Raw genomic sequence first — 19,446 nt, 5'->3', positions numbered from 1 at the left:
CGGTTTTCAAGACCAGCCGCCGCAGCGCTACGACCAGGAGGTTCGGCGTGTTGCCCGTAGGCCCTGCCGCTCATTTGCCGCCGCACGTCAAGGCGATGGGTTGGGGCGCCAGGTCCCGGCTACGCAACGAGGGACGCCGGCCCACGCCATTCAACTCCTTCGACTTGCTCAGCGGTCCTAGTCGCCCCTGCTGATGAGTCCGGCGGACCCCTCCATACCCGCCTGTTTCACTACATGGCGCACGGTTTGCAGGACGGTGTGCTCATACCAGGCTTCGATGCCGTCGATATGCACCACGTCGAAGCGAAAGTCGCCCGTCACCGACGCCGACGAAAGTCGCCTTTCAAGGACTATTTGCTTCGTGGGATTTACGCGCGGCTTGCCTAACGGGAAGGAGACGGTATACATGGGCGAGGACACGAAGATCACTGGAAAGATGAGCTTGAGGGCACGTGGGAATGGGTCCCTGTCAAAATCGCCATGAATCCTGTCGAACTGTTCACGCAAAAAGGAGACAGCTTTAGCGAGAGGATACGTGAGATCGTTAAAAATGTCTCCGGAATGCGCCTCCCACCCTCCGCTCTTCTTATTCAGTTTGACCAACTGGACGGCCCGAGGACTCCTGTACCTCGCCGCACGGTAGCGACCGAAGAATGAATCAGGATTGTCGTAAGCCGTGAACCTGTTCGGGTTGAGGTCCATTCTTGCTGCCGGACTTAGTAAGATGTCGGTGGAGTTCCGTCCGTCCCATCCGGTCCACCCATCCTCCCATGATTTGGTCAGGGCGATCCACGGCCATTGGTAGCTCTTACACTCGCCAAGAATCGTCCAATCGATGCTGACAGTACCGGAAGGTGCTCTACCAACGACCTGACCAGACATATGGATATCTAGCTCACGACTCGCCCCTGAGTCCTGATCCTTGAAGGCCCATCCGGTAGAGACGCCTGGTCCTAAGAGAGTGGCCACGCGCTGCTCGAAGATATAGCCCGTGCGTTCGAGCGCGCTGAGAATCTGTTCCTCGGTGGGAACTGGCGGTTCCGACGACATGGCACATACTTGCACACCAGGAGCAGTGGGAGTAAGAGGTGCAACCATGGCATTACGCCTCACAGGCGTATGTCCCAACTTATAATCATTGGCATCGGCGGTAGCGCCAAGACCCAGCTTCGCGGCTCTGCGGCCTCGCATGCCTGCTCACGCCACTGGCCGCCGCCTACCCCGACTCCGCAGTCCGCTCCCACAACCGCCGCACCTCTAGCTCGTGCGCGTCAGAGGCCGAAGGTAAGGGTTCGGTGGCAGATCCATGCGTGGCTTCGATATGTGCGCCGTACAGCCAGTTCAGAGTTCCTTCGCGCTCAAGGTCACCAACTACCTCGATCATCAAGTCCTCTTCGTGCGCCCGCACTGCTAGGTGATAATCAGCAGCGTCAACGAGATGTGCGCGCACCCGACGTGGCTTTGCGGTCCCGGCCGAGACTATCCCAATGACCCCCGGCTGACCTGCTTCCTTCTTGGTTAGCAGGTGGACTCTTCCAACCACAGTCGTCCTTGGCTGCGGCTCGGTCAGTACTAATCGAGTAGCCGCCCTCTGGAAGGCGTCCGAATCCCTGCGACTATAGTCAAACCGCTCTGAAACAGCTCGCTCCTGCTCACCTGACGGATGCCACTCGATGAAGACCTCGGCTTCATCCGCATCCTCAGTCAGTGCTGCCAGAGCACTTGTTAATTCGTAAGAGATCCCCTGTGTAACCCCCGCATCAAAACCGGCCAACGATTGGTTCGCATGGAAGTGGGCCAGCGCCTCAGCGGCCGCACCCAGCGCGTTTGTGACTGATCTGGAGATCTCTCGGCTTTCCATGAAGTCAACACCGGGGATCCCGAGTGTTTGATTCGATGTTTGATGGAGCGTAATCGGCTCTTCGGAAAGCGCGTAGGCAGTAACTACGTAGCTCCCAGGAGCGGTTTGACCCATAAGGATATGGTCAAGATACCTGTTGGCGAACTGCCCATGGCGATTGCCGAACCGTCGGGCTTTACTAACGGCAGCCTTCGCACCAGCAGTCAGGGTGGCGCGAGCGGCCTGAATGAGGCTCTCCCCATCGCGCCACTTGATCAGGCCGGACGGCAGGGAGGTCTCTCTACGGAATCTGAATTCATCAGTTTCGGTTGCAATTAGCCGTGGAAGTAGCCGAGCGCTCCATTCCTGCCCATCACGGGCAGAAATCTTGCGGACCGCCGCTGCCATCATTTCGGCAAATTCCGGCGCTTCTCTGTCCAGCGGAATTACTAGCGAAAAGTCTCTGCCGTCAGGATCAGCGGGCGGGGCGAGCCGGTTGTAGGCATTACGGCGACCACCGACGAGGTGCCAACCCGTCTCTTCTAGCAGAACAGTCAGCTTCGCCGGATCAACTACTTGCAGACCAGAATCTAACTCTCGCACAAGCTCTCACCTCGATCGACCTTGTCGAGGATTTCTACAAGTGCTCTGGCATCGAATACATTTTTGGTAGGTATTTGGATGCTCGGCCTATCTGCCGAGGGAACATCCCTGCCTTCCAGGCAGATCCAGTAGCAACAGTGTCGCAGTCGCAAAAAATCGTGTGAGCAATCAGTCCACTGCGTCTGAAAGCGGTTGACCGACATTACGATTAGTATGTATTTGCTCCAACGCCTTGCGGTCGTGAGCCGCTGCATATACTCGCGTTTTGTGAACTGATAGCTAAAATAGTCCCTATCCGGACTGGGGCTAATTTGCGTAGTACTCTTCAGTTGCGCCTTAACCGAGACTTCCTCACGCGGGGCAGGGAATGAGCGCACGATTTCCAGATCCACGCCATACGTATCCCGCTCGATATTGGTGACACCACATCCAGCGGTAGAGGCAACACTCATGACGTACGCCTGCTGTAGCTGCTCCATGCAGCTCGTGAGCGTCCGCCCGTCCACAGCTTCGATACGTGAAAGTGATCCGCCGGTTGCTATCGCCGATGCCATTCGCCCCCCGCCCCTGACGCATAGTGTTCAGATACTAACGAAAGTAGGCAGGTGGAGCTAGATCCGGAACCAAAAACCCGCTATATACGGCACTATAAGTCGTCAGCGGAAGACATTGTCGCTAATCCGACACTTATAAGGGGCGTTAAGCAATTTTCGGCCAGGTGTCTCAGCCTTACGGCCGACGCCGCGCCATCCGACACGCGTCGCTATCTCTCCGCGCTGTCGCCGTGGCTGTCGAGAGCGACGAGGGAACGAGCTAGTTCTCCCATGCTCGTAATGACCACGTCGGCGCCCGCTGCCCGAAGAGCTCGTACCTTCGGCTCTCGATTCGCGTAGCCAATCGAACGTATGCCGGCCGCGCGCGCCCCCTCGACATCCGTCAGCGAGTCACCGACCAACACGCAACGGTTCGCCGGCAGACTTACGGCACGCACGGCTCTCAGAATCGGCTCCGGGTTGGGCTTCATGCGGGTCGGCTCGGCATAGGCCCGGCCGACCACCGGCGACACGTGCCCTGTGAGCCGGTGCGCCGCGAGGTAGGCGGTCAACGCACCTGCCGAGTTGTTGCTGACTGCCGCCACCTGCATTCCGGCCTGCCGGGCAGCCACGATGGCTTCCCGGCCGTACGGCGTTGGCTCGGCAGTTTCGACGGCCCGACGCTCGGCCGCGCAAAGCGCATCCTCTACCGCGCGAGTAACGCCGTAGTCCCCCGCCGCTCCGGTGCGGCGCAGCACTTCGAGCGGGTCCGCCTCGCTGGCGAGGTCCGGCGGCACGTCGATGCCGCGTCGCCGCAGCACGTCGACTAGCTCCGCTGCCGCCTGCGGCGCTGGGTAGCCGGCGAAGATGCTGCACACCGGCCCGTCGAAGTCGAACAGCACCGCGCCGACCTCGCGGAGCAGTCGACCAAGTTCCGCGCTCATCCGTCGTACCGGTAGGCGATGGTCGACCACACCGAGTCGAACCACTGGCGGGACGCCTCCACGAACTGCGTGCCGTGCGAGGCGTCGTCGTCGGTCACCGCGTAGTGGAACAGCGGCACGTCCTTGCCCATCAGGTCGTAGATCGCCATCGGTTCACCCTTGATCGAGACGGTGCGCTCAACAACCGGGTAGAAGCCATAGAAGACCTCTTCGCCGTTCAAGATGTAGAGCTTGAACAGCGGAGATGCCCGATGCAGTCGCACATCAACGGTGGCCGACCGGATCAGCCCGAGGTCGCCCAGCTCGCCGACCTGATCGATGATTCCGTCTGCGGCCCGCCGGGTGATCCGCTCCGCGCGTTCGCGTACTGCTGGGTCGTCTGCCTGCGTCTCGGCCCGCGACGGCAGCGCCATCGGCACAGCCATGTCGGAGATCAGGACCCGCACCGCGATCGTCTCCGGCGCAAGCCGGCCGACGCGCACCTTGTCGAGTGCTTCAGCGAGCGCGTCGCGAAGCGTCTCACCGGAGAATCCGGCGAAGTCGATGGTGACGTGGGGTCGGTCGAATGAGGCTTCGATGTGCGGTCGCAGCTCAACCGCTCGTTGTGTCTGCGCGCGAACGAACGCGCCGCTGCCCTGCCGCGACACGATCAGCCGCTCGGCCCGTAGCAGGTCTAAGGCTCGTTTGACCGTCTCTCGCGCCACGCCGTAGCGGGTGGCCAGGTCGGGCTGTGACGGCAGCTTGTCGCCGGGCGCGAGTCGGCGCGTGAGGATGGCCGCCCGCAGCTTGTTTGCGATCTGCTGCGAGGCCTGTTTGGGGTCATCGGGGTCCAGCTCGCCGAGGAAGTCAAGGTTCTCGCTCACCCGTTCACGGTAGCGCTGACTAGCCAAGTCAGGAAAGTTCGCCGCGCCCTCTTGACCTGACTAGCCAAGCCGGCCTACGTTCATCTCGTTGGACCTGGCTAGCCAGGCACGCCAAGCCGAGCGGAAGCCGGAGAAGGTGGCGCTTTGCGCTGCGCGCTCACGGGCCGGTCGTGTGGTCGTTCATTGAGAACTTCACAGCAGAAGCGCCGCGTAGATCCGTCTGCGGCATCCCCGCCTTGAGCCACACGGTGGCCGACCCCGGTAGATCCCGGGCGAGCGGGGCGAGCGGGCCGGGTCTGGCGCGCGGTTGCTTCTGCCTCTTGTTCCTGTTCGCCCCGGGGTGCGGCCGGTCTGGTCGAACCCCGGGCTTTCCCCCACTTCATTAACTCCACCGGAGGTTCCCCCGTGCGTACGTACCTCGCCCCCGTCGCCGCCGAGCCGACCGCCGCCGACCTCGCCGCGATCGACTCGGAGTGGCCGCTGATCGCGGCCGAGCTGGACCTGTTGGACGCCGAGATCACGCTGCTCTACGCCGAGGACCACGGCGGCCCGACCGAGCTGGACTGGCGTCGGGTGCGCCGGGCCGAGGCCCGAGTGACACGCGCCGCGACCGACACCGCTACCCGTACCGACCCGCGCCGCGCGGCCTGATGTCGCGCATCCGTGCCGCCTACTTCGATCCGGACGGGGCGCGGTACGGCATCCCTACCTACTGGTGGAAGGGTGCCCCGCCCGGCTACGCCACCCGCCGCCAACTGACCGCCGCCGGCCTGCGCCCCGGTGGTCAGCCGATCGCCGCTCAGGTGCTCTGGCGCGGCATCGGCGGCACCCGCACCGCCTACCTCTACCGGCTCGACCTGGCTGCCCCGAAGCGCACCGCGACCCCCGCGCAGCGCGCCGCCATCGGCAAAGCCCTCACGGCCCGCCGCACCTGCTCGACCTGCCACACGGTGCGGCCGTACTTCATCCCGCGCTCGCTGGGCGAATGCCTCGCGTGCGCCTTCCCCCAGGAGGACGCAGCATGACCGCCCCGACCATCAACGGCACCCGCTACCCCCAACCGATCGAGGACCTGTTGCCCGCCGCCCGCGCGTTGGACCTGCCCGACGGCGAGGTGTTCCCGTCGCGGAACCGGCTCATGCGGGAGTTCCGCATCGGGGCACCGAAGGCCGGCGAACTGCTCGCGCTGCTCAAGGCCGAGCCTGCCGCGCCGACGGCCGACGCCGCCGAGGCGGCCACCCCGGAACCGGCACCCGAGCCGGCCGCACCCGAGGCCGCGCCGCCGGTCGTACCGGACCCGACGCCCGCCCCGGAGATCACGCCGCCGACGCCGCCGGCCGAGGTCGCGCCGGTCAGTCGCCCGGACACGCCCGCCCCGCCCGCGCCGGTCCGGTCGGCGGTGGTGTGGCCGGTGGTGCTCCTGGCCTTGCCCGCGTTCGTCGCGATCTGGTCCGGGTGGGTTGGCCTCGGCGGACTCACCGGGTTCGGCATCGTGCACCCGCTCCCCGGGATCTGGGACAGCTTCTCCATCAACAGCGCGATCACGCTGCCGATCGGGGTGGAGACGTACGGCGCGTACGCGCTCTACGTGTGGCTGTCCGGTCGGGTGCCCGAGCGGGCACGCCGGTTCGCCAAGTGGTCCGCCCTCGGTTCCCTCGCCATCGGCGCGCTCGGGCAGGTCGCCTACCACCTGTTGGAGGCCGCCGGAGTGACCTCGGCCCCCTGGTGGATCACCACCGCCGTGGCCTGCCTCCCGGTCGCGGTGCTCGGCATGGGTGCCGCACTCGCGCACCTCGTCCGCACTCACGACTAGTTCCGCCCGGCGGCGCGGCCCCTGGCTTCCCAACCTGCGCCGCGCCGCCGGCCCCCTACCGATCTCCCGACCGTTGGAGGAACCCCCATCATGACTGCCCCTGATGACCGTTTCGACTGGCAGGCCGCCGAGAGCGACCTGACCGACCCGACCACCGGCCCGGATGCCGAGGTGGTCGACCTGGACGACGCCCGCGCCCGCCGAGTGCCGCGCCCCCGCCCGCCGGCCGACGCCGACACCACCGCCGAGGACGACACCGCCGAGGACGCCGAGACGATCGACGACGGCCCGGAGCGCCTCGGCGGGTTGGTCGACGCGGCCGAGGACATCCCGCCGGAGGTGCTCGCCCGGCAGCGGGAGCGCCGGCCGATCCTGGCCGAGTGGGCGCGTTCGTGGCGCGGCCTGCGCGCTGCGGTCCGGCACCAATCGAAGGATGCCGGCTACGTGACCGCGTACCACGCGGTGCGGCTGCCGAAGTACGCGGCGAAAACCGTTGTGTGGGCACCGGTTGGGCTGTTCCGCGGGCTCGGTCGGGCATTGCACTGGGCTAGCGCCGAAGAGGGCAACTGGCACCTGCGGCAGGCCGCCGCGACTCGTGGTGAGGCGGACGTGTGGCTCAAGCTGGACGCCCGCCGGCAGCGCCAGAGCGTGTGGCGGTGGTGGGTACTGGCCGCCGGTGCCGGCGCCACCGTCGCCGGGGCGATCGTCCTCACGGTTGGCCCGCCGTGGTGGCGGTGGGTCGCTCTCGCCGTGGTGGTGCCGCTGCTGGCCACCCTCGGCCGACCGGCGGACAAGCCCCTCACCGACCGGGTTACCGAGGGCACCCGCTACCGCAAGCTGACCGCTGACCTCGTGCGGCGGGCGTTGACCTCGTTGCAGATGGCCGCGATCAACAGCGCGGTTGCCAAGGACCCGAAGGCGATCAGCTTCCCGGTGGACATTCACCGCGACGGCCCCGGGCACCTCGCGGTGGTCGACCTGCCGTATGGGGTGGAGGCCGCCGAGGTGGTCGCCCGGCGCGGCCGGCTGGCCTCGGCGATGCGGCTGCCGCTGGATCAGGTGTGGCCCGAACCGGCACCCGGCCACACGGGCCGGCTGGCGCTGTGGGTCGGCTACGAACCGGCGTCGCAGATGACGCAACCCGCGTGGCCGCTGCTGTCGACCGGCGCGAAGGTGGACCTGTTCAAGGCGTTCCCGTTCGCCACCACCCCCCGACTGGACGCCATCAACGCGGAGATGATGTTCCGCAACTGGCTGTTCGGTGGTCAGCCCGGCTCGGGGAAGACGTTCGCGCTACGGACGTTGGTGCTGGCCGCGTCGCTGGACCCGCGCGCCGAGATCCGGGGTTACGAGTTGAAGGGCGTCGGGGACTTCGCCGTCCTGGAGCCGGTCATGGCCGAGTACGGCAACGGCTTCGACGACGACACGCTCGCCCGATGCTTCGCCTTCATCGAGTGGCTGTACGAGGAATGCCGCCGCCGGTCCAAGCGCATCGACCACTACGCCAGGTTGGGCAAGGCACCCGAGAACAAGGTCACCCCCGAGCTGGCCAACCTCAAGGGCTCCGGGCTTCACCCGCTCGTGGCGTACTTCGATGAGCTGCAAGAGCTGATGACCAGCAAATACGGCAAGGAAGCCGGCGAGATCCTGGAAAAGGTCATCAAGCTCGGCCGGGCGTTCGGCGTGATCCTGCTGATCGGGACGCAGATCCCCGACAAGGACAGCCTGCCGACCGGCATCACCCGCAACGTCAACAGCCGTTTCTGCCTCTCCGTGGCCGACCAGACCGCCAACGACATGATCCTTGGCACGTCGGCCTACAAGAACGGATATCGGGCCACGGTGTTCGTGCCAGGCGACGAGGCCGGGTGGGGCATCCTGCGCGGCTTCGGCCCCAAGCCGACTGCGGGCAAGTCGTACAAGGTAGACACCACCGCCGCCGCCCGGATCGTCGGCCGCGCCGTCGGCCTGCGGCAGGCGGCCGGGACGCTGCCCAAGCCGGACGAGCAGACCCGCGAGGTGGCCCCGGTCGCGGACGTGCTCGGCGACCTGGCGCGGATCTGGCCGGGCGACGAAAAGGCGGTGTGGAACGAGACGCTGTGCGGTCTGCTGGCCGAGCTGCGGCCCGAGGTCTACGGCGGGTGGGAGGCGGCACAGCTCACCACCGCGCTCAAGCCACACCCGGCGGTGAAGGTCGGCGACGTGGGCCGGCGCATCGACGGCAAGCCGACCACCCGGCGCGGCATCAAGCACCCCGACGTGCTCGCCGCGATCGCGGAGCGTGACCGGAAGCGGTCCGCCGGCTAACCCGCCGCGAGGGTGCTAGCGCTAGCGGCCCGATCTGCTAGCGCTAGCACCCTCGCTAGCACCCGATCCGAATCATGAGCTGCGACCTAGCAGATAGCAGCTCACGGCCCCGTGCACCCAAAAACCGGCCCGGGAGGCACCCGTGAACCCCCACCTGACCGCCGCTATCACCCTCGCCACGATCCCCGCCCTGATCACCCTCGGTTACGCCGGACTGTGCTGGGTCAAGCCCGTCAAAACCTGCCAGCGGTGCGCCGGCACCGGCCGCATCACCACCCGCGTCCTGCGCCGCCCGCGTGCCTGCCGACGCTGCGACCGAGGCCACCGGCTGCGCACTGGCCGACGCGTCTACAACCACTTTCACCGGCTGCGCGCCGAGGCGAACCGATGAACCGCCGCACCCGCGACGGGCACACCGAGTGGTGCGGCAAAGACCACCGCTGCGGCCTCGGAGAGCACCGCTCGGAAGAGATCGTGGTCGACGTTGCGGGCCGCTCTCGCGCCGTTTTGGTGCGGGTGCGCACTGCCGCCGGGCGCGAACACGCCGAGGTGCGCGTCAGGGTCGCGCTCGCCCCGTCCGAGCTGGCCGCCCGCCGGCAGTTGGTCGGGCTGCTCGGCGACCTGCGGCACGCGGTGACCCGGGCCGCGATCACCGCGCGGCCCCGGCCGAGGCGGTAACCCAATGGCCGCCCGGTGGCTGGCCGCGAGCGCGGTTCTCGGCCGGCCGGTGACCGACGCCGAGGCGTACCCGCACATCTGCGGCCGGCTGCTCGCCGCCGACAACGCGCGCAGCGGCCGGCCCGTCCTGATGCTCCGCCGCGACTGCGCCGCCTGCGCCCAAGGCCGACACGAACGCCTCCACGGCCGCCCGCCGGCCGCTCGCCTCACCACCTCACCCGCACCACCGGAGAGGACCTGCACCATGCCCGACAACCCGCTGCTCACCGCCGCGCTCGCGCACGCCGCACGCGGCTGGCACGTCTTCCCGCTACGCCCCGACGACAAGCGACCCGCTTTCCCCGACCACCCCGCCGACGACTGCGCCGGCCGCGACCCGCGCTGCCGCGCCGCCGGGCACCACCTCGGGTGGGAGGCACGCGCCACCACCGACCCCGACCGCATCCGCCGCGCATGGTCTGCCCGCCCGTACGGCATCGGATTGGCGTGTGGCCCGTCGCGGCTTGTGGTGGTCGACCTCGACACCCCGAAGGACGGCACCACCGGCCCGACCGGCCTGGACACTCTCGCCGACCTGGCCGCCGCGCACGGAACGGTCATCGAACCGACGTACACGGTGACCACCGGCCGGGGCGGCACCCACCTCTACTACGGCCACCCGGACGACGGGCCGGCGCTGCGCAACACCGCCGGGGAGCGTGGCAACGGCCTCGGGCCGCTGGTCGACACTCGCGCCCACGGCGGTTACGTGGTCGCGGCCGGCAGCGCCGTGGCCGGTCGGCCCTACCGGGTCGACCTGGATACCGACCCGGCCCCGCTGCCCGGGTGGCTGGCCACCCGGTTGGCCCCGGCGCCGCTTCCGCCGCAGCGGCCGGTGGTGGTGTCGCTGCCGACCGACCGCAGCGGCGCGTACGTCCGGGCCGCGATCACCCGGGAAGCCGACCGGGTGACCACCGCGCGGGCCGGGGAGCGCAATCGGGCGCTGTACATCGCGGCCGTGGCCCTCGGGCAACTCACCGCCGGTGGGTCGCTCACCGCAGAGGACGCCGAAAGCGTGCTGGAACAAGCCGCAGCACGGGCCGGGCTGGGCCACGTCGAGACGGCACGCACCATCCGATCCGGGCTGGCCGCCGGCAGCAAGCGACCCCGGCAGGTGGCCGCGTGACCCGGCCCCGTGACAACCGCAGTTGTCACCGCGCGCCCCAGCTCCGCCCCGCAGCCGCACATGTCGCCGACCACGCCGCCGCGCTGGCCGCCGCCCGAACGCCATCGGATCTCCTTGCCGCGTTGGCCGCGTTGGAGGCCGCGTGCCGGGAAGCCCGAGAGTGGATCGCGGTAGACCTCGTGCTCAACGACGGATGGTCGTACGCCGAGGTGGGCCGGGCCACGGGCACCACCCGGCAGGCCGCCAGCAAGGCATACGCCGACGCGGTGAACGCCCGGATGCGCCGCAGCGTGATGGGCCGCGCCGACGCGGTGGTGATCGTGCCGTGCGGTAGCGCGAAGCTTGACCGGCCCGCGCCGGCCGGGCGCATGTACACCGGCAGCTACCACCGCGCCTGCCGCCGCGCCGCCGACCGCCTCGGCGGGCGGCTGATCATCCTGTCCGCCCGCTACGGACTGCTCACCCCCGACACCGTGATCGAGCCCTACGAGCTGCGCATGGGCCAACCCGGGGCCGTCACCGCGCCGACCCTGTACGCGCAAGCACGCCGCCTCGGCATCGACATGGCCGGCACCGTGACCGTGCTCGCCGGCCGCGACTACGCCGACCCGGTATCGGAGGTGTGGCCGCACGCCCGCCGGCCGCTCGACGGCACACGCGGGATGCCCGAACAGATGGCCGTGCTCGCCGAGCTGGCGCGCGCGACGACAACTCCGGTTGTCACTGATCCCTGTCTCACCCCACCGCTAGCGGAAGGACGTGCCGCATGACGCCCGCCCGTCTGCACCTCGTCACCGACCACCCGGACGCCACCGACGCACCACCGGCCAGCGGCGGCCCGCTGTGGGATGTTCCAGTGCCCTTGACCGGGCCGTCCGCCGCGCCGCCACCGTTCCCGGTCGACGTGTTCCCCCGCTGGCTGGGCGACATGGTGACCGGCGTTGCCCGGTTCACCCAGACCGATCCGGCGATGGCCGGCACCCTCGCCGTGGCCGTGCTCTCCGCATGTGCGGGTGGCCGGTTGGAGGTGGAGCCGGTCGGCGGGTGGCGCGAGCCGGTGAACGTGTTCGCCGCCGTCATTGCCGGCCCCGGGGAGCGGAAGTCGCCTGTTCACCGGGCGATGACCGCGCCGCTGTTCGCCGCACAGTCGACGCTCGGTGAGGCGATGCGACCTCGGATTGCCGAGGCTGCGGCGCTGCGGGATATCGCCGACCGGCAGGCCGAACAGGCCAAGGCACAGGCAGCGAAGGCCAGCGACCCGGGCAAGCGAGACGAGGCCGCCGCCGAGGCGGTAGCCGCTGCGATCGCGGCCGAGGCGATCACCGTTCCCGGCCTGCCCCGACTGATCGTGGACGACGCCACTCCCGAGGCGTTGATCGGCCTGATGGCTGCCAACGGTGGACGGATGGCGATCATCAGCGATGAAGGCGGGATCTTCGACACCCTCGCCGGTCGCTACTCCGGTGCCCCCAACCTTGACCCCTACCTGAAAGGCCACGCGGGGCAGCCCATGAGCAACGAACGCCAGACCCGAGAGGGAGCCTCGGTCGACAAACCCGCGCTGACCGTGTGCGTCATGGCGCAACCGACCGTGCTGCGGAAATTCGGCGGCAACGCCGACCTCGCCGGGCGCGGCCTGCCGGCCCGGTTCCTGTTCGCCCTGCCCCGATCCCTCGCCGGATACCGGCTGGTCGACACGGAACCGGTGCCCGAGCAGGTGACCGCCGGCTACCGGAACCGGGTGCACGACCTGGCCGCCACCCTCGCCGAATGGGAAGACCCCGCCGTGGTCACCCTCACCCCCGAGGCCGGGCGGGTGCGGCTGGCCGCCGCTCAGGAGGTGGAGGCACAACTACGCCCCGGCGGCACGCTGCACGACATGCGGGAATGGGGCAACAAACTCTCCGGCGCCACACTGCGGCTGGCCGGGCTGCTGCACGTCGCCCACCACCCCGCCGACGCCTGGCGACGCCCGATCGACGCCGACCGGATGACCGACGCCGTCCGGCTGGCGGAGTTCTTCGCCGCGCACTACCGGGCCGCACTCACCACCATCGGCAGCGACGCCGCGATGGAGAACACCCGGTACGTGCTCGGCGTGCTCACCACCAAGGGCATGACCACCTTCACCCGCCGGGAGCTACACCGCCGCGTCTCCCGCCGGCTACCGAAGTCCGACGAGGTGTCGGCGGTGCTCGCCGAACTGGCCGCCCTCGGGTGGGTGCGCAACGGGCCGGACGGCCGCTACGAACTACACCCCCGCGCCGTGGCCGAGGTGCCCGACAGCGTTGACACGTTGACAACCGCCCCCGACGCCGACGTTTCCGCAGCTCAGACCACCCGTGAGGGTGTCAACGGGGTGCGTTGACAGCCGTTGACAGGCGTTGACAATCCGCCGCCGGCCGACCCGGTGTCAACGGGTGTCAACGCCTGTCAACGGGGGGCGTTGACACCCCGACACCGCCTCTCACCTGGTGAAACGTGACCGCGCCGGCCGATTGTCAACGTGTCAACGCTTCCCGGTCCCCTCCCGGCCCACATCCGCGCCGCCGCCGGGCGATCGGCACCCGGAGACGGCCCGCTGAGAGCCACACAGCCGGTTCGGCCCTATGCCCTACCCCAGACCTGCCCAGATCTTGCCTCCACGGCGCTCTGAGCGGGCCGCCCTACGCCGTTCTGCCGCACTGCCACCCCGACCCTCCACAGACGACCGACGCCGACCGGAAGGCGCTCACCGCGCCAATCAGCCCGTAAGACAACCCGCTGGAACAAGCCGCGACGCTGCCCGCCGCGACGCTGCGGCTTGTTCCAGCGCTCCACCTGCACCCCGCACGAGGGAGGCCCCGCCCATGACCGCGCGCCGCACCCCGACCGGCAACCTGCTCACCCTCGCCGAAGTCCTAGACGAACTCCGCGTACCCCGGTCGACCTTCTTCCGCTGGAAGGCCACCGGCCGCGCACCCCGAACGATCAAGTACCCAAACGGCAGCCTGTACGTCCGCCGCCGCGACCTGGACAACTGGCTCAATGACCACGAAGAGGCAGCATGAGCACCTACGAGGTACGCATTTGGGCCACCCGCGAATACCAGGGACGCGACCGAAAGACGCGCAAGGATCGCAAGAGCTACCGCGTCCGGTGGGAGGTAGCCGGGCGCGAATTCGGCAAGACGTTCCAGACGCGAGCGATGGCAGAGAGCTTCCGCTCACGCCTCGTCATTGCGCAGCGCGAGGGAATCGCGTTTGACAAGCCGACCGGCCTGCCCGAACCGATGGCGCGAGAATTGAACAGCCGGACGTGGTACGAACTCGCGGTGGCGTTCGTCGACATGAAATGGTCCCGAGCCGCCGCGACCCAACGAAAGAGCATCGCCGACGCTCTTACAACCGTGACGCCCGCATTCTTGAGTAGCACGCGGGGAGCGCCGACCGACGCCGAGATTCGGAAAGCGCTGTATACGTGGATCTTCAACAAGTCGCAGCGGGACGCCGAGCCGCCGGCCGACCTGGCATCGGTCATCAAGTGGCTCAAGACCAATACGCTGCCGCTGACCGAGCTAGCGAACGCGGCCACGATTCGGAAGGCGCTCGATACGCTGGCGACCCGGCTCGACGGCGGCCCGGCCGCCGCTAACACCGTTGCCCGTAAGCGAGCCGTCCTCTATGGCGCGCTCAAATACGCGGTGGAGCTGCGGTACCTCGACGCACACCCGATGGATTTTGTCCAGTGGCGCGCGCCGAAGAACGAAGAGAAAGTCGACCGAAAGATCGTCGCGAATCCGCAGCAAGCACGCTCACTGCTGGCCGCCGTGAGCGACCGAGATCCGGCACTAGCGGGATTCTTCGCCTGCATGTACTTCGCAGCGCTCCGACCGTCCGAGGTGATGCACCTCAGAAACGACGAATGCGAGCTTCCCGAAGAGGGTTGGGGATGGCTTCACCTCAGCGGCTCAACGCAACACGTCGGCGAGGAATGGAGCGACAGTGGCGAGATGCGCGAGGACCGGGAGTTGAAGCACCGAGCAAAGAAGACGACGCGCGACGTGCCGGCCTGCCCGGAACTTGTCCGCATTCTGCGGCACCATCGGCAGCACTACGGCAACCCGGGCGGGCGGATGTTCAACGCGCCAGGGTCACGGCCCGGTCCCGTCACGAAGAGCACCTACCTGCGAGCCTGGCGACAGGCACGAGAGACGGCGCTCAGCCCCGCCCAGCAGCGCTCTGTTCTTGCACGGGTGCCGTACCACCTGCGGCACGCTGCCGTGTCGCTCTGGCTGAACGCTGGCGTGCCGGCTACCCAGGTCGCCGAGTGGGCAGGACATAGCGTGCACGTCTTACTCAAGGTCTACGCCTCGTGCATCGATGGTCAGGACGAGGCGGCGCGGAAGCGGATCGAGGCGGCGCTAGCCACGCCCGACCAGCAGGAGAGCGGCCGACCGGCCGACGAAACTTTGCCGCCCATTTGCCGCGACGAGTGAGACGCGGCGGCCCCGAACGAGACGAAGTGAGACTTACTCGCCATTCACAGAAGCGCCCCCCGGCCAGCGTTCGCGCTGGTCAGGGGGCGTTTTTGCTGTCCAGAGGGGCGGAGGGTGTGGGATTCGAACCCACGAAGACATCGCTGCCTTACCGGTTTTCAAGACCAGCGCCATCGGCCACTAGGCGAACCCTCCTGGGCCGCCACCCGTGGGCGTACGGCCACGCATAGTCTGCCACGGCTCGCTCCGGGCGGCCCGGCGTCCCTCCCCGGTGCGCCGGCCAGGCGTCATGGCGCGTCCACTGTGGGCTGGAGGGTGCGCCTGCGGCACCCGGTGCGATCGGGAAGACTGGGCCCATGCGAGCCATCACGATTCCGCAGCCCGGTGGTCCCGACGCGCTGGTCTGGGCCGAGGTGCCCGACCCGGAGCCGGGCCCGGACGAGGTGATCGTGGATGTGCGGGCCAGCGGGGTGAACCGCGCCGACCTGCTGCAACGGCAGGGGCACTACCCGCCACCGCCGGGCGTGCCCGCGTACCCCGGGTTGGAATGCTCTGGGGTGATCACGGAGGTTGGCAAGGAGGTCGCCGGGTGGGCGGTCGGGCAGCAGGTCTGCGCGCTGCTGGCCGGTGGCGGCTACGCGGAGCGGGTGGCGGTCCCCGCCGGGCAACTGTTGCCGGTGCCGGCCTGCGACCCGGTCGACGCGGCGGCGCTGCCCGAGGTGGCCTGCACTGTCTGGTCGAACCTGGTCCAGGTGGCGCGGCTCGACGCGGGCGACACGCTGCTGGTGCACGGCGGGGGCAGCGGGATCGGCACCTTCGCCGTCCAGCTCGGGGCGGCCCTCGGCGTGACAGTGCTGACCACCGCGCGGGAGAGCAAGCACTCCCGGCTGCGCGAGTTGGGCGCGGCACACCTGATCGACTACCGGGAGCAGGACTTCGTCGAGGAGGCCCGGCGGGTCACCGATGGGCGCGGCGTGGACGTCATCCTGGACATCATGGGTGGGTCCTACCTAGGGCGGAACGTCTCCGCGCTGGCCACCGGCGGTCGGCTCGTGGTGATCGGGATGCAGGGTGGGCGCAAGGCCGAGTTGGATCTCGGCGCGCTGCTGACCAAGCGGGCGAGCGTCACCGCGACGTCGCTACGGTCCCGTCCGCTCGCTGAGAAGGCGGAGATCGTCCAGGGCGTACGGGACGAGGTGTGGCCGTTGGTCGAGGCGGGCCGGATCCGGCCGATCGTCGACCGGCGGCTGCCGATGACCGAGGCGGCGCAGGCGCACCGGCTCGTCGAGTCGAACGATCACTTCGGCAAGGTGCTGCTCACCCGCCCACCGGGCGGAGGGTCGGCCGTCAGCTGAGCCGCAAGCTCACCGGGTCGGCCGTCAGCTGAGCGGGCCCACCTGGCCATCCGTCAGTTGAGCGCGCTTGCCAGCGTCGGGTCGTCCGTCGGTCGGGGGAGCACCAGCCGGGCGCCCGGGCCCTCCCCGGCCAGGGTGTCCCCCGGGTTGTTGAGCGTGCAGCGCTGCAGGGACAGGCAGCCGCAGCCGATGCAGCCGTCCAGGTCGTCGCGGAGCTTGGTGAGCAGCCGGATCCGCTCGTCCAGTCGGCTCCGCCAGCTCGCCGAGAGCCGCGCCCAGTCCTGCGGGCTGGGGGTGCGGGCCTCAGGCAGCGAGTCGAGTGCCTCCCGGATCTCGTCGAGCGAGACGCCGACCTGCTGGGAGATCCGGATGAAGGCGACCCGCCGCAACTCGGCGCGGGCGTAGCGACGCTGGTTGCCACCGGTACGGTCGGCGCGGATCAGCCCGAGTCGTTCGTAGTAGCGCAGAGCCGACGGTGCCACCCCGGAACGGGCGGACAGCTCACCGATCGTCAGTAGATCCGGCATCACCAGGTCCTTGAGTTGAAGTCCACTTCAACTCACACAGTAGTGGCATGACCACGACGATGCCCACCGACAGCAGCGCCCGACTGCCCGGGCTGATCCGACGACTGACCGGCGACGAGAAGCACGCGCCGAGCGCGCACTCCACCATCGACGTGCTCCAGGTGCTCTACGACCGGGTGCTGCGGGTCACCCCCGACACCGTCGACGACCCGGAGCGGGACCGGTTCCTGCTCTCCAAGGGCCACGGACCGGCCGCCTACTACGCGGTGCTCGCCGCGCACGGTTTCATCCCGGATGCCTGGCTCGACGACCTGGCCGGGCCGGAGAGCCGGCTCGGCCACCACCCGGACCGAAGGCTGGTGCCCGGGGTCGAGATCGGCTCCGGCTCGCTCGGGCACGGGCTCGGGCTGGCCGTCGGCACCGCGCTCGGCCTGCGCGCCCAGGGGCTGCTGAAACCCCGGGTGTACGTGCTGCTCGGCGACGCCGAACTGGACGAGGGATCCAACCACGAGGCAATCGCGTACGCGGGAGCGACAGGCCTGGACAGCCTCACCGCGATCGTGGTCGACAACGCGTCGACCACGCACGGCTGGGTCGGTGGCATCGCCAGCCGGTTCACAGTCAACGGCTGGACCGCCGACACCGTCGACGGCCGGGACCACGACGCCCTGTACGCGGCCCTGACCGGGCACCGACCACGACGACCGCACCTGGTGGTAGCCCGCACCGAGAGCAAGGGATGACCGACATGCGTACCGCCTTCATCGACACCGCCACCGCGCTCCTCGACGAGGATCCGCGCACCGCACTGGTGCTGGCCGACATCTCGGCGAGCCAGTTCGCCTCAGCCGGCCACCGACACCCGGACCGGGTGCTCAACCTGGGGATCCGGGAGCAACTGATGATCGGCGTGGCCGGCGGGCTCGCCCTGACCGGGCTGCGTCCGATCGCGCACTCGTACGCGACGTTCCTGGTGGACCGGGCGTACGAGCAGATCAAGTTGGATCTGGGCCACCAGGGCGTGGGCGCGGTCCTGGTCAGCATCGGCGCGTCGTACGACGGTTCGGCGGAGGGCCGCACCCACCAGTCGCCCGGCGACGTGGCGCTCTTCGACTCCCTCGGCGACGGCTGGACGGTCCGGGTGCCCGGCCACCCGGACGAGGTGGCGCCGCTGCTGCGCAACGCCACGACCACCGACGATCCGATCTACCTGCGGCTCTCCGAGCAGCGCAACGCCGAGGCGTACCCGGATGCCAACCGGCTACGGGTGCTCCGGCGGGGCGGGACGAACGCGCCGCTCGTGGTGGCGGTCGGACCGATGCTCGACCCCACCCTGGCGGCGACCGAGGGAATGGACGTGACGGTGGCGTACACCCACACGCCCCGGCCGTTCGACACCGGTGGGCTGCGGGCGCTCGCCAACACCGACGTGGTGCTGGTCGAGCCGTACCTGGCGGGAACGTCGAGCGCGGTCGTCAACCGGGCACTGGCGGACGCACCGCACCGACTGCTCGCCCTCGGGGTGGGTCAGACCGACCTGCGACGGTACGGCGATCCGGCCGACCACGCCCGGTGGCATGGTCTGGACGCCGACGGCCTGCGGCGGTCGATCAGTGCGTTCCTGGGGTCAGTTGGCGGCTGAGACGGCGGGGCGGCGGCGAGCGCGCTCGCGACCGAGGATCCAGATCGCCTCGACGCCGTCCTTCCAGGTGATCTTCTTGCCCTCTTCCCGGCCACGGGCCCGGTAGCTGATCGGCACCTCGTACGGCCGGATCCGGCGACGCAGCAGCTTGCCGGTCACCTCGGCCTCCATGCCGAAGCCACGCGAGCGCACCTCGAGCGAGCGGTAGAGCGCCACCGGCATCAGCTTGAAGCAGGTCTCCAGGTCACCGATGTACGAGTTGAACAGCACGTTGGCCGCCATCGTGACGCCCTTGTTGCCCATCACGTACCAGAAGCTGTAGGCGCTGTGGCTGCCGAAGGTGCGATTGCCGTAGACCACCGTGGCCCGCCCGTCGAGAACCGGGTCGAGCAGCTTGGGGATGTCCTGCGGGTCGTACTCCAGGTCGGCGTCGAGGATGACCATGTAGTCGCCCTCGGCGCTGTCGACAGCCGTCTTGATGGCGGCACCCTTGCCGGCGTTGCGCTGGTGGGTGATGACCCGCAGACGCGCGTCGTCGGCGCGGCCGAGGACCTCGCCGGTGCCGTCCCGGCTGCCGTCGTCGACGACGACGAGCTCGATTTCACAGGGATAGTCCACCGCCAGTGCCTGCTTGAGGGCATCCGCGATGCGTTCTTCCTCGTTGTAGACCGGCATGAGGATCGAGAGCTTCACGGGAAT

At 68.8% G+C, this 19,446-nt stretch carries 21 protein-coding genes and 1 tRNA gene; 14 read left to right on the top strand and 8 right to left on the bottom strand.

Annotated elements, in window-relative coordinates:
• Window positions 1–177: 177 nt before the first annotated feature.
• From ABZU74_RS03690 to ABZU74_RS03670, 5 genes are all read right to left on the bottom strand, one after another.
• Window positions 178–1,050: a hypothetical protein gene (locus tag ABZU74_RS03690; protein WP_355418065.1), complete on the bottom strand. Its 873-nt coding sequence runs from the start codon at window positions 1,048–1,050 to the stop codon at window positions 178–180.
• Between the two features lie 166 nt (window positions 1,051–1,216).
• The gene (locus ABZU74_RS03685; RefSeq protein WP_355418062.1) at window positions 1,217–2,443 is read right to left on the bottom strand and encodes a hypothetical protein; all 1,227 of its coding nucleotides are present in this window, start codon (window positions 2,441–2,443) and stop codon (window positions 1,217–1,219) included.
• On the bottom strand, window positions 2,431–2,922 hold the full coding sequence (locus tag ABZU74_RS03680) for a DUF4365 domain-containing protein (RefSeq protein ID WP_355418059.1): 492 nt from the start codon (window positions 2,920–2,922) through the stop codon (window positions 2,431–2,433). Before ABZU74_RS03680 ends, ABZU74_RS03685 begins: the two co-directional genes overlap by 13 nt.
• A 284-nt stretch (window positions 2,923–3,206) precedes the next feature.
• The gene (locus tag ABZU74_RS03675; RefSeq protein WP_355418056.1) at window positions 3,207–3,920 is read right to left on the bottom strand and encodes an HAD family phosphatase; all 714 of its coding nucleotides are present in this window, start codon (window positions 3,918–3,920) and stop codon (window positions 3,207–3,209) included.
• Window positions 3,917–4,783, bottom strand: a complete 867-nt coding sequence (locus ABZU74_RS03670; RefSeq protein ID WP_355418053.1) for a GntR family transcriptional regulator — start codon at window positions 4,781–4,783, stop codon at window positions 3,917–3,919. The genes ABZU74_RS03675 and ABZU74_RS03670 overlap by 4 nt, the downstream gene beginning before the upstream one ends.
• A 405-nt stretch (window positions 4,784–5,188) precedes the next feature.
• Here ABZU74_RS03670 and ABZU74_RS03665 point away from each other — a divergent pair, with 405 nt between their 5' ends.
• The 11 genes from ABZU74_RS03665 to ABZU74_RS03615 all read left to right on the top strand — a co-directional run bounded on the left by ABZU74_RS03665 (window position 5,189) and on the right by ABZU74_RS03615 (window position 15,223).
• Entirely contained in the window at window positions 5,189–5,434 is a 246-nt protein-coding gene (locus ABZU74_RS03665) for a DUF6284 family protein (protein WP_355418050.1), read from the top strand.
• Entirely contained in the window at window positions 5,434–5,808 is a 375-nt protein-coding gene (locus ABZU74_RS03660) for an RRQRL motif-containing zinc-binding protein (protein ID WP_355418047.1), read from the top strand. Before ABZU74_RS03665 ends, ABZU74_RS03660 begins: the two co-directional genes overlap by 1 nt.
• Entirely contained in the window at window positions 5,805–6,596 is a 792-nt protein-coding gene (locus tag ABZU74_RS03655; RefSeq protein ID WP_355418044.1) for an ABC transporter permease, read from the top strand. The genes ABZU74_RS03660 and ABZU74_RS03655 overlap by 4 nt, the downstream gene beginning before the upstream one ends.
• A gap of 90 nt (window positions 6,597–6,686) precedes the next feature.
• Window positions 6,687–8,903 carry a cell division protein FtsK gene (locus ABZU74_RS03650; RefSeq protein WP_355418042.1) on the top strand — a complete coding sequence of 739 codons (2,217 nt, stop codon included), beginning with the start codon at window positions 6,687–6,689 and terminating at the stop codon, window positions 8,901–8,903.
• Window positions 8,904–9,045: 142 nt separating this feature from the next.
• Window positions 9,046–9,294: a hypothetical protein gene (locus ABZU74_RS03645; RefSeq protein ID WP_355418039.1), complete on the top strand. Its 249-nt coding sequence runs from the start codon at window positions 9,046–9,048 to the stop codon at window positions 9,292–9,294.
• The gene (locus ABZU74_RS03640) at window positions 9,291–9,581 is read left to right on the top strand and encodes a hypothetical protein (RefSeq protein WP_355418036.1); all 291 of its coding nucleotides are present in this window, start codon (window positions 9,291–9,293) and stop codon (window positions 9,579–9,581) included. Before ABZU74_RS03645 ends, ABZU74_RS03640 begins: the two co-directional genes overlap by 4 nt.
• A 4-nt stretch (window positions 9,582–9,585) precedes the next feature.
• Entirely contained in the window at window positions 9,586–10,746 is a 1,161-nt protein-coding gene (locus ABZU74_RS03635) for a bifunctional DNA primase/polymerase (protein WP_355418033.1), read from the top strand.
• Entirely contained in the window at window positions 10,743–11,516 is a 774-nt protein-coding gene (locus tag ABZU74_RS03630) for a DUF6884 domain-containing protein (protein ID WP_355418030.1), read from the top strand. The genes ABZU74_RS03635 and ABZU74_RS03630 overlap by 4 nt, the downstream gene beginning before the upstream one ends.
• Window positions 11,513–13,114 carry a YfjI family protein gene (locus ABZU74_RS03625; protein ID WP_355418027.1) on the top strand — a complete coding sequence of 534 codons (1,602 nt, stop codon included), beginning with the start codon at window positions 11,513–11,515 and terminating at the stop codon, window positions 13,112–13,114. Before ABZU74_RS03630 ends, ABZU74_RS03625 begins: the two co-directional genes overlap by 4 nt.
• 481 nt (window positions 13,115–13,595) lie before the next feature.
• The gene (locus ABZU74_RS03620) at window positions 13,596–13,796 is read left to right on the top strand and encodes a helix-turn-helix domain-containing protein (RefSeq protein WP_203174352.1); all 201 of its coding nucleotides are present in this window, start codon (window positions 13,596–13,598) and stop codon (window positions 13,794–13,796) included.
• Window positions 13,793–15,223, top strand: a complete 1,431-nt coding sequence (locus tag ABZU74_RS03615) for an integrase (RefSeq protein ID WP_355418024.1) — start codon at window positions 13,793–13,795, stop codon at window positions 15,221–15,223. Before ABZU74_RS03620 ends, ABZU74_RS03615 begins: the two co-directional genes overlap by 4 nt.
• A 108-nt stretch (window positions 15,224–15,331) precedes the next feature.
• Here ABZU74_RS03615 and ABZU74_RS03610 read toward each other — a convergent pair.
• Window positions 15,332–15,418: transfer RNA gene (locus tag ABZU74_RS03610), tRNA-Ser, on the bottom strand.
• A gap of 161 nt (window positions 15,419–15,579) precedes the next feature.
• Here ABZU74_RS03610 and ABZU74_RS03605 point away from each other — a divergent pair.
• Window positions 15,580–16,578, top strand: a complete 999-nt coding sequence (locus tag ABZU74_RS03605; RefSeq protein ID WP_355418021.1) for an NAD(P)H-quinone oxidoreductase — start codon at window positions 15,580–15,582, stop codon at window positions 16,576–16,578.
• Between the two features lie 53 nt (window positions 16,579–16,631).
• Here the strand turns inward: ABZU74_RS03605 and soxR are convergent, their stop codons facing one another.
• A complete protein-coding gene (gene soxR, locus ABZU74_RS03600) occupies window positions 16,632–17,105 on the bottom strand; it encodes a redox-sensitive transcriptional activator SoxR (RefSeq protein WP_355418018.1) in 474 nt (157 codons plus the stop codon).
• Between the two features lie 47 nt (window positions 17,106–17,152).
• Here soxR and ABZU74_RS03595 point away from each other — a divergent pair, with 47 nt between their 5' ends.
• Both ABZU74_RS03595 and ABZU74_RS03590 read left to right on the top strand, forming a co-directional pair.
• Entirely contained in the window at window positions 17,153–17,848 is a 696-nt protein-coding gene (locus tag ABZU74_RS03595; RefSeq protein WP_355418016.1) for a transketolase, read from the top strand.
• A gap of 5 nt (window positions 17,849–17,853) precedes the next feature.
• Window positions 17,854–18,747, top strand: a complete 894-nt coding sequence (locus ABZU74_RS03590; RefSeq protein ID WP_355418013.1) for a transketolase — start codon at window positions 17,854–17,856, stop codon at window positions 18,745–18,747.
• Here ABZU74_RS03590 and ABZU74_RS03585 read toward each other — a convergent pair.
• A complete protein-coding gene (locus ABZU74_RS03585) occupies window positions 18,733–19,440 on the bottom strand; it encodes a glycosyltransferase family 2 protein (RefSeq protein WP_030487790.1) in 708 nt (235 codons plus the stop codon). The genes ABZU74_RS03590 and ABZU74_RS03585 overlap by 15 nt on opposite strands.
• Window positions 19,441–19,446: the final 6 nt, after the last annotated feature.

Source organism: Micromonospora sp. NPDC005171 (assembly GCF_040608575.1).
Lineage (GTDB): Bacteria > Actinomycetota > Actinomycetes > Mycobacteriales > Micromonosporaceae > Micromonospora.
Note: the sequence above shows the minus strand (reverse complement) of the source record. Positions and strands in the feature narration are given on the sequence as shown.

What these genes read in the sequence shown, in the direction of transcription:
- ABZU74_RS03660 (WP_355418047.1), top strand. Translation starts at nt 5,434, where the DNA reads ATGTCGCGCATCCGTGCCGCCTACTTCGATCCGGACGGGGCGCGGTAC.
- ABZU74_RS03655 (WP_355418044.1), top strand. Translation starts at nt 5,805, where the DNA reads ATGACCGCCCCGACCATCAACGGCACCCGCTACCCCCAACCGATCGAG.
- ABZU74_RS03650 (WP_355418042.1), top strand. Translation starts at nt 6,687, where the DNA reads ATGACTGCCCCTGATGACCGTTTCGACTGGCAGGCCGCCGAGAGCGAC.
- ABZU74_RS03640 (WP_355418036.1), top strand. Translation starts at nt 9,291, where the DNA reads ATGAACCGCCGCACCCGCGACGGGCACACCGAGTGGTGCGGCAAAGAC.
- ABZU74_RS03590 (WP_355418013.1), top strand. Translation starts at nt 17,854, where the DNA reads ATGCGTACCGCCTTCATCGACACCGCCACCGCGCTCCTCGACGAGGAT.
- ABZU74_RS03635 (WP_355418033.1), top strand. Translation starts at nt 9,586, where the DNA reads ATGGCCGCCCGGTGGCTGGCCGCGAGCGCGGTTCTCGGCCGGCCGGTG.
- ABZU74_RS03620 (WP_203174352.1), top strand. Translation starts at nt 13,596, where the DNA reads ATGACCGCGCGCCGCACCCCGACCGGCAACCTGCTCACCCTCGCCGAA.
- ABZU74_RS03680 (WP_355418059.1), bottom strand. Translation starts at nt 2,922, where the DNA reads ATGGAGCAGCTACAGCAGGCGTACGTCATGAGTGTTGCCTCTACCGCT.
- ABZU74_RS03615 (WP_355418024.1), top strand. Translation starts at nt 13,793, where the DNA reads ATGAGCACCTACGAGGTACGCATTTGGGCCACCCGCGAATACCAGGGA.
- ABZU74_RS03605 (WP_355418021.1), top strand. Translation starts at nt 15,580, where the DNA reads ATGCGAGCCATCACGATTCCGCAGCCCGGTGGTCCCGACGCGCTGGTC.
- ABZU74_RS03595 (WP_355418016.1), top strand. Translation starts at nt 17,153, where the DNA reads ATGACCACGACGATGCCCACCGACAGCAGCGCCCGACTGCCCGGGCTG.
- soxR (WP_355418018.1), bottom strand. Translation starts at nt 17,105, where the DNA reads ATGCCGGATCTACTGACGATCGGTGAGCTGTCCGCCCGTTCCGGGGTG.
- ABZU74_RS03625 (WP_355418027.1), top strand. Translation starts at nt 11,513, where the DNA reads ATGACGCCCGCCCGTCTGCACCTCGTCACCGACCACCCGGACGCCACC.
- ABZU74_RS03675 (WP_355418056.1), bottom strand. Translation starts at nt 3,920, where the DNA reads ATGAGCGCGGAACTTGGTCGACTGCTCCGCGAGGTCGGCGCGGTGCTG.
- ABZU74_RS03690 (WP_355418065.1), bottom strand. Translation starts at nt 1,050, where the DNA reads ATGTCGTCGGAACCGCCAGTTCCCACCGAGGAACAGATTCTCAGCGCG.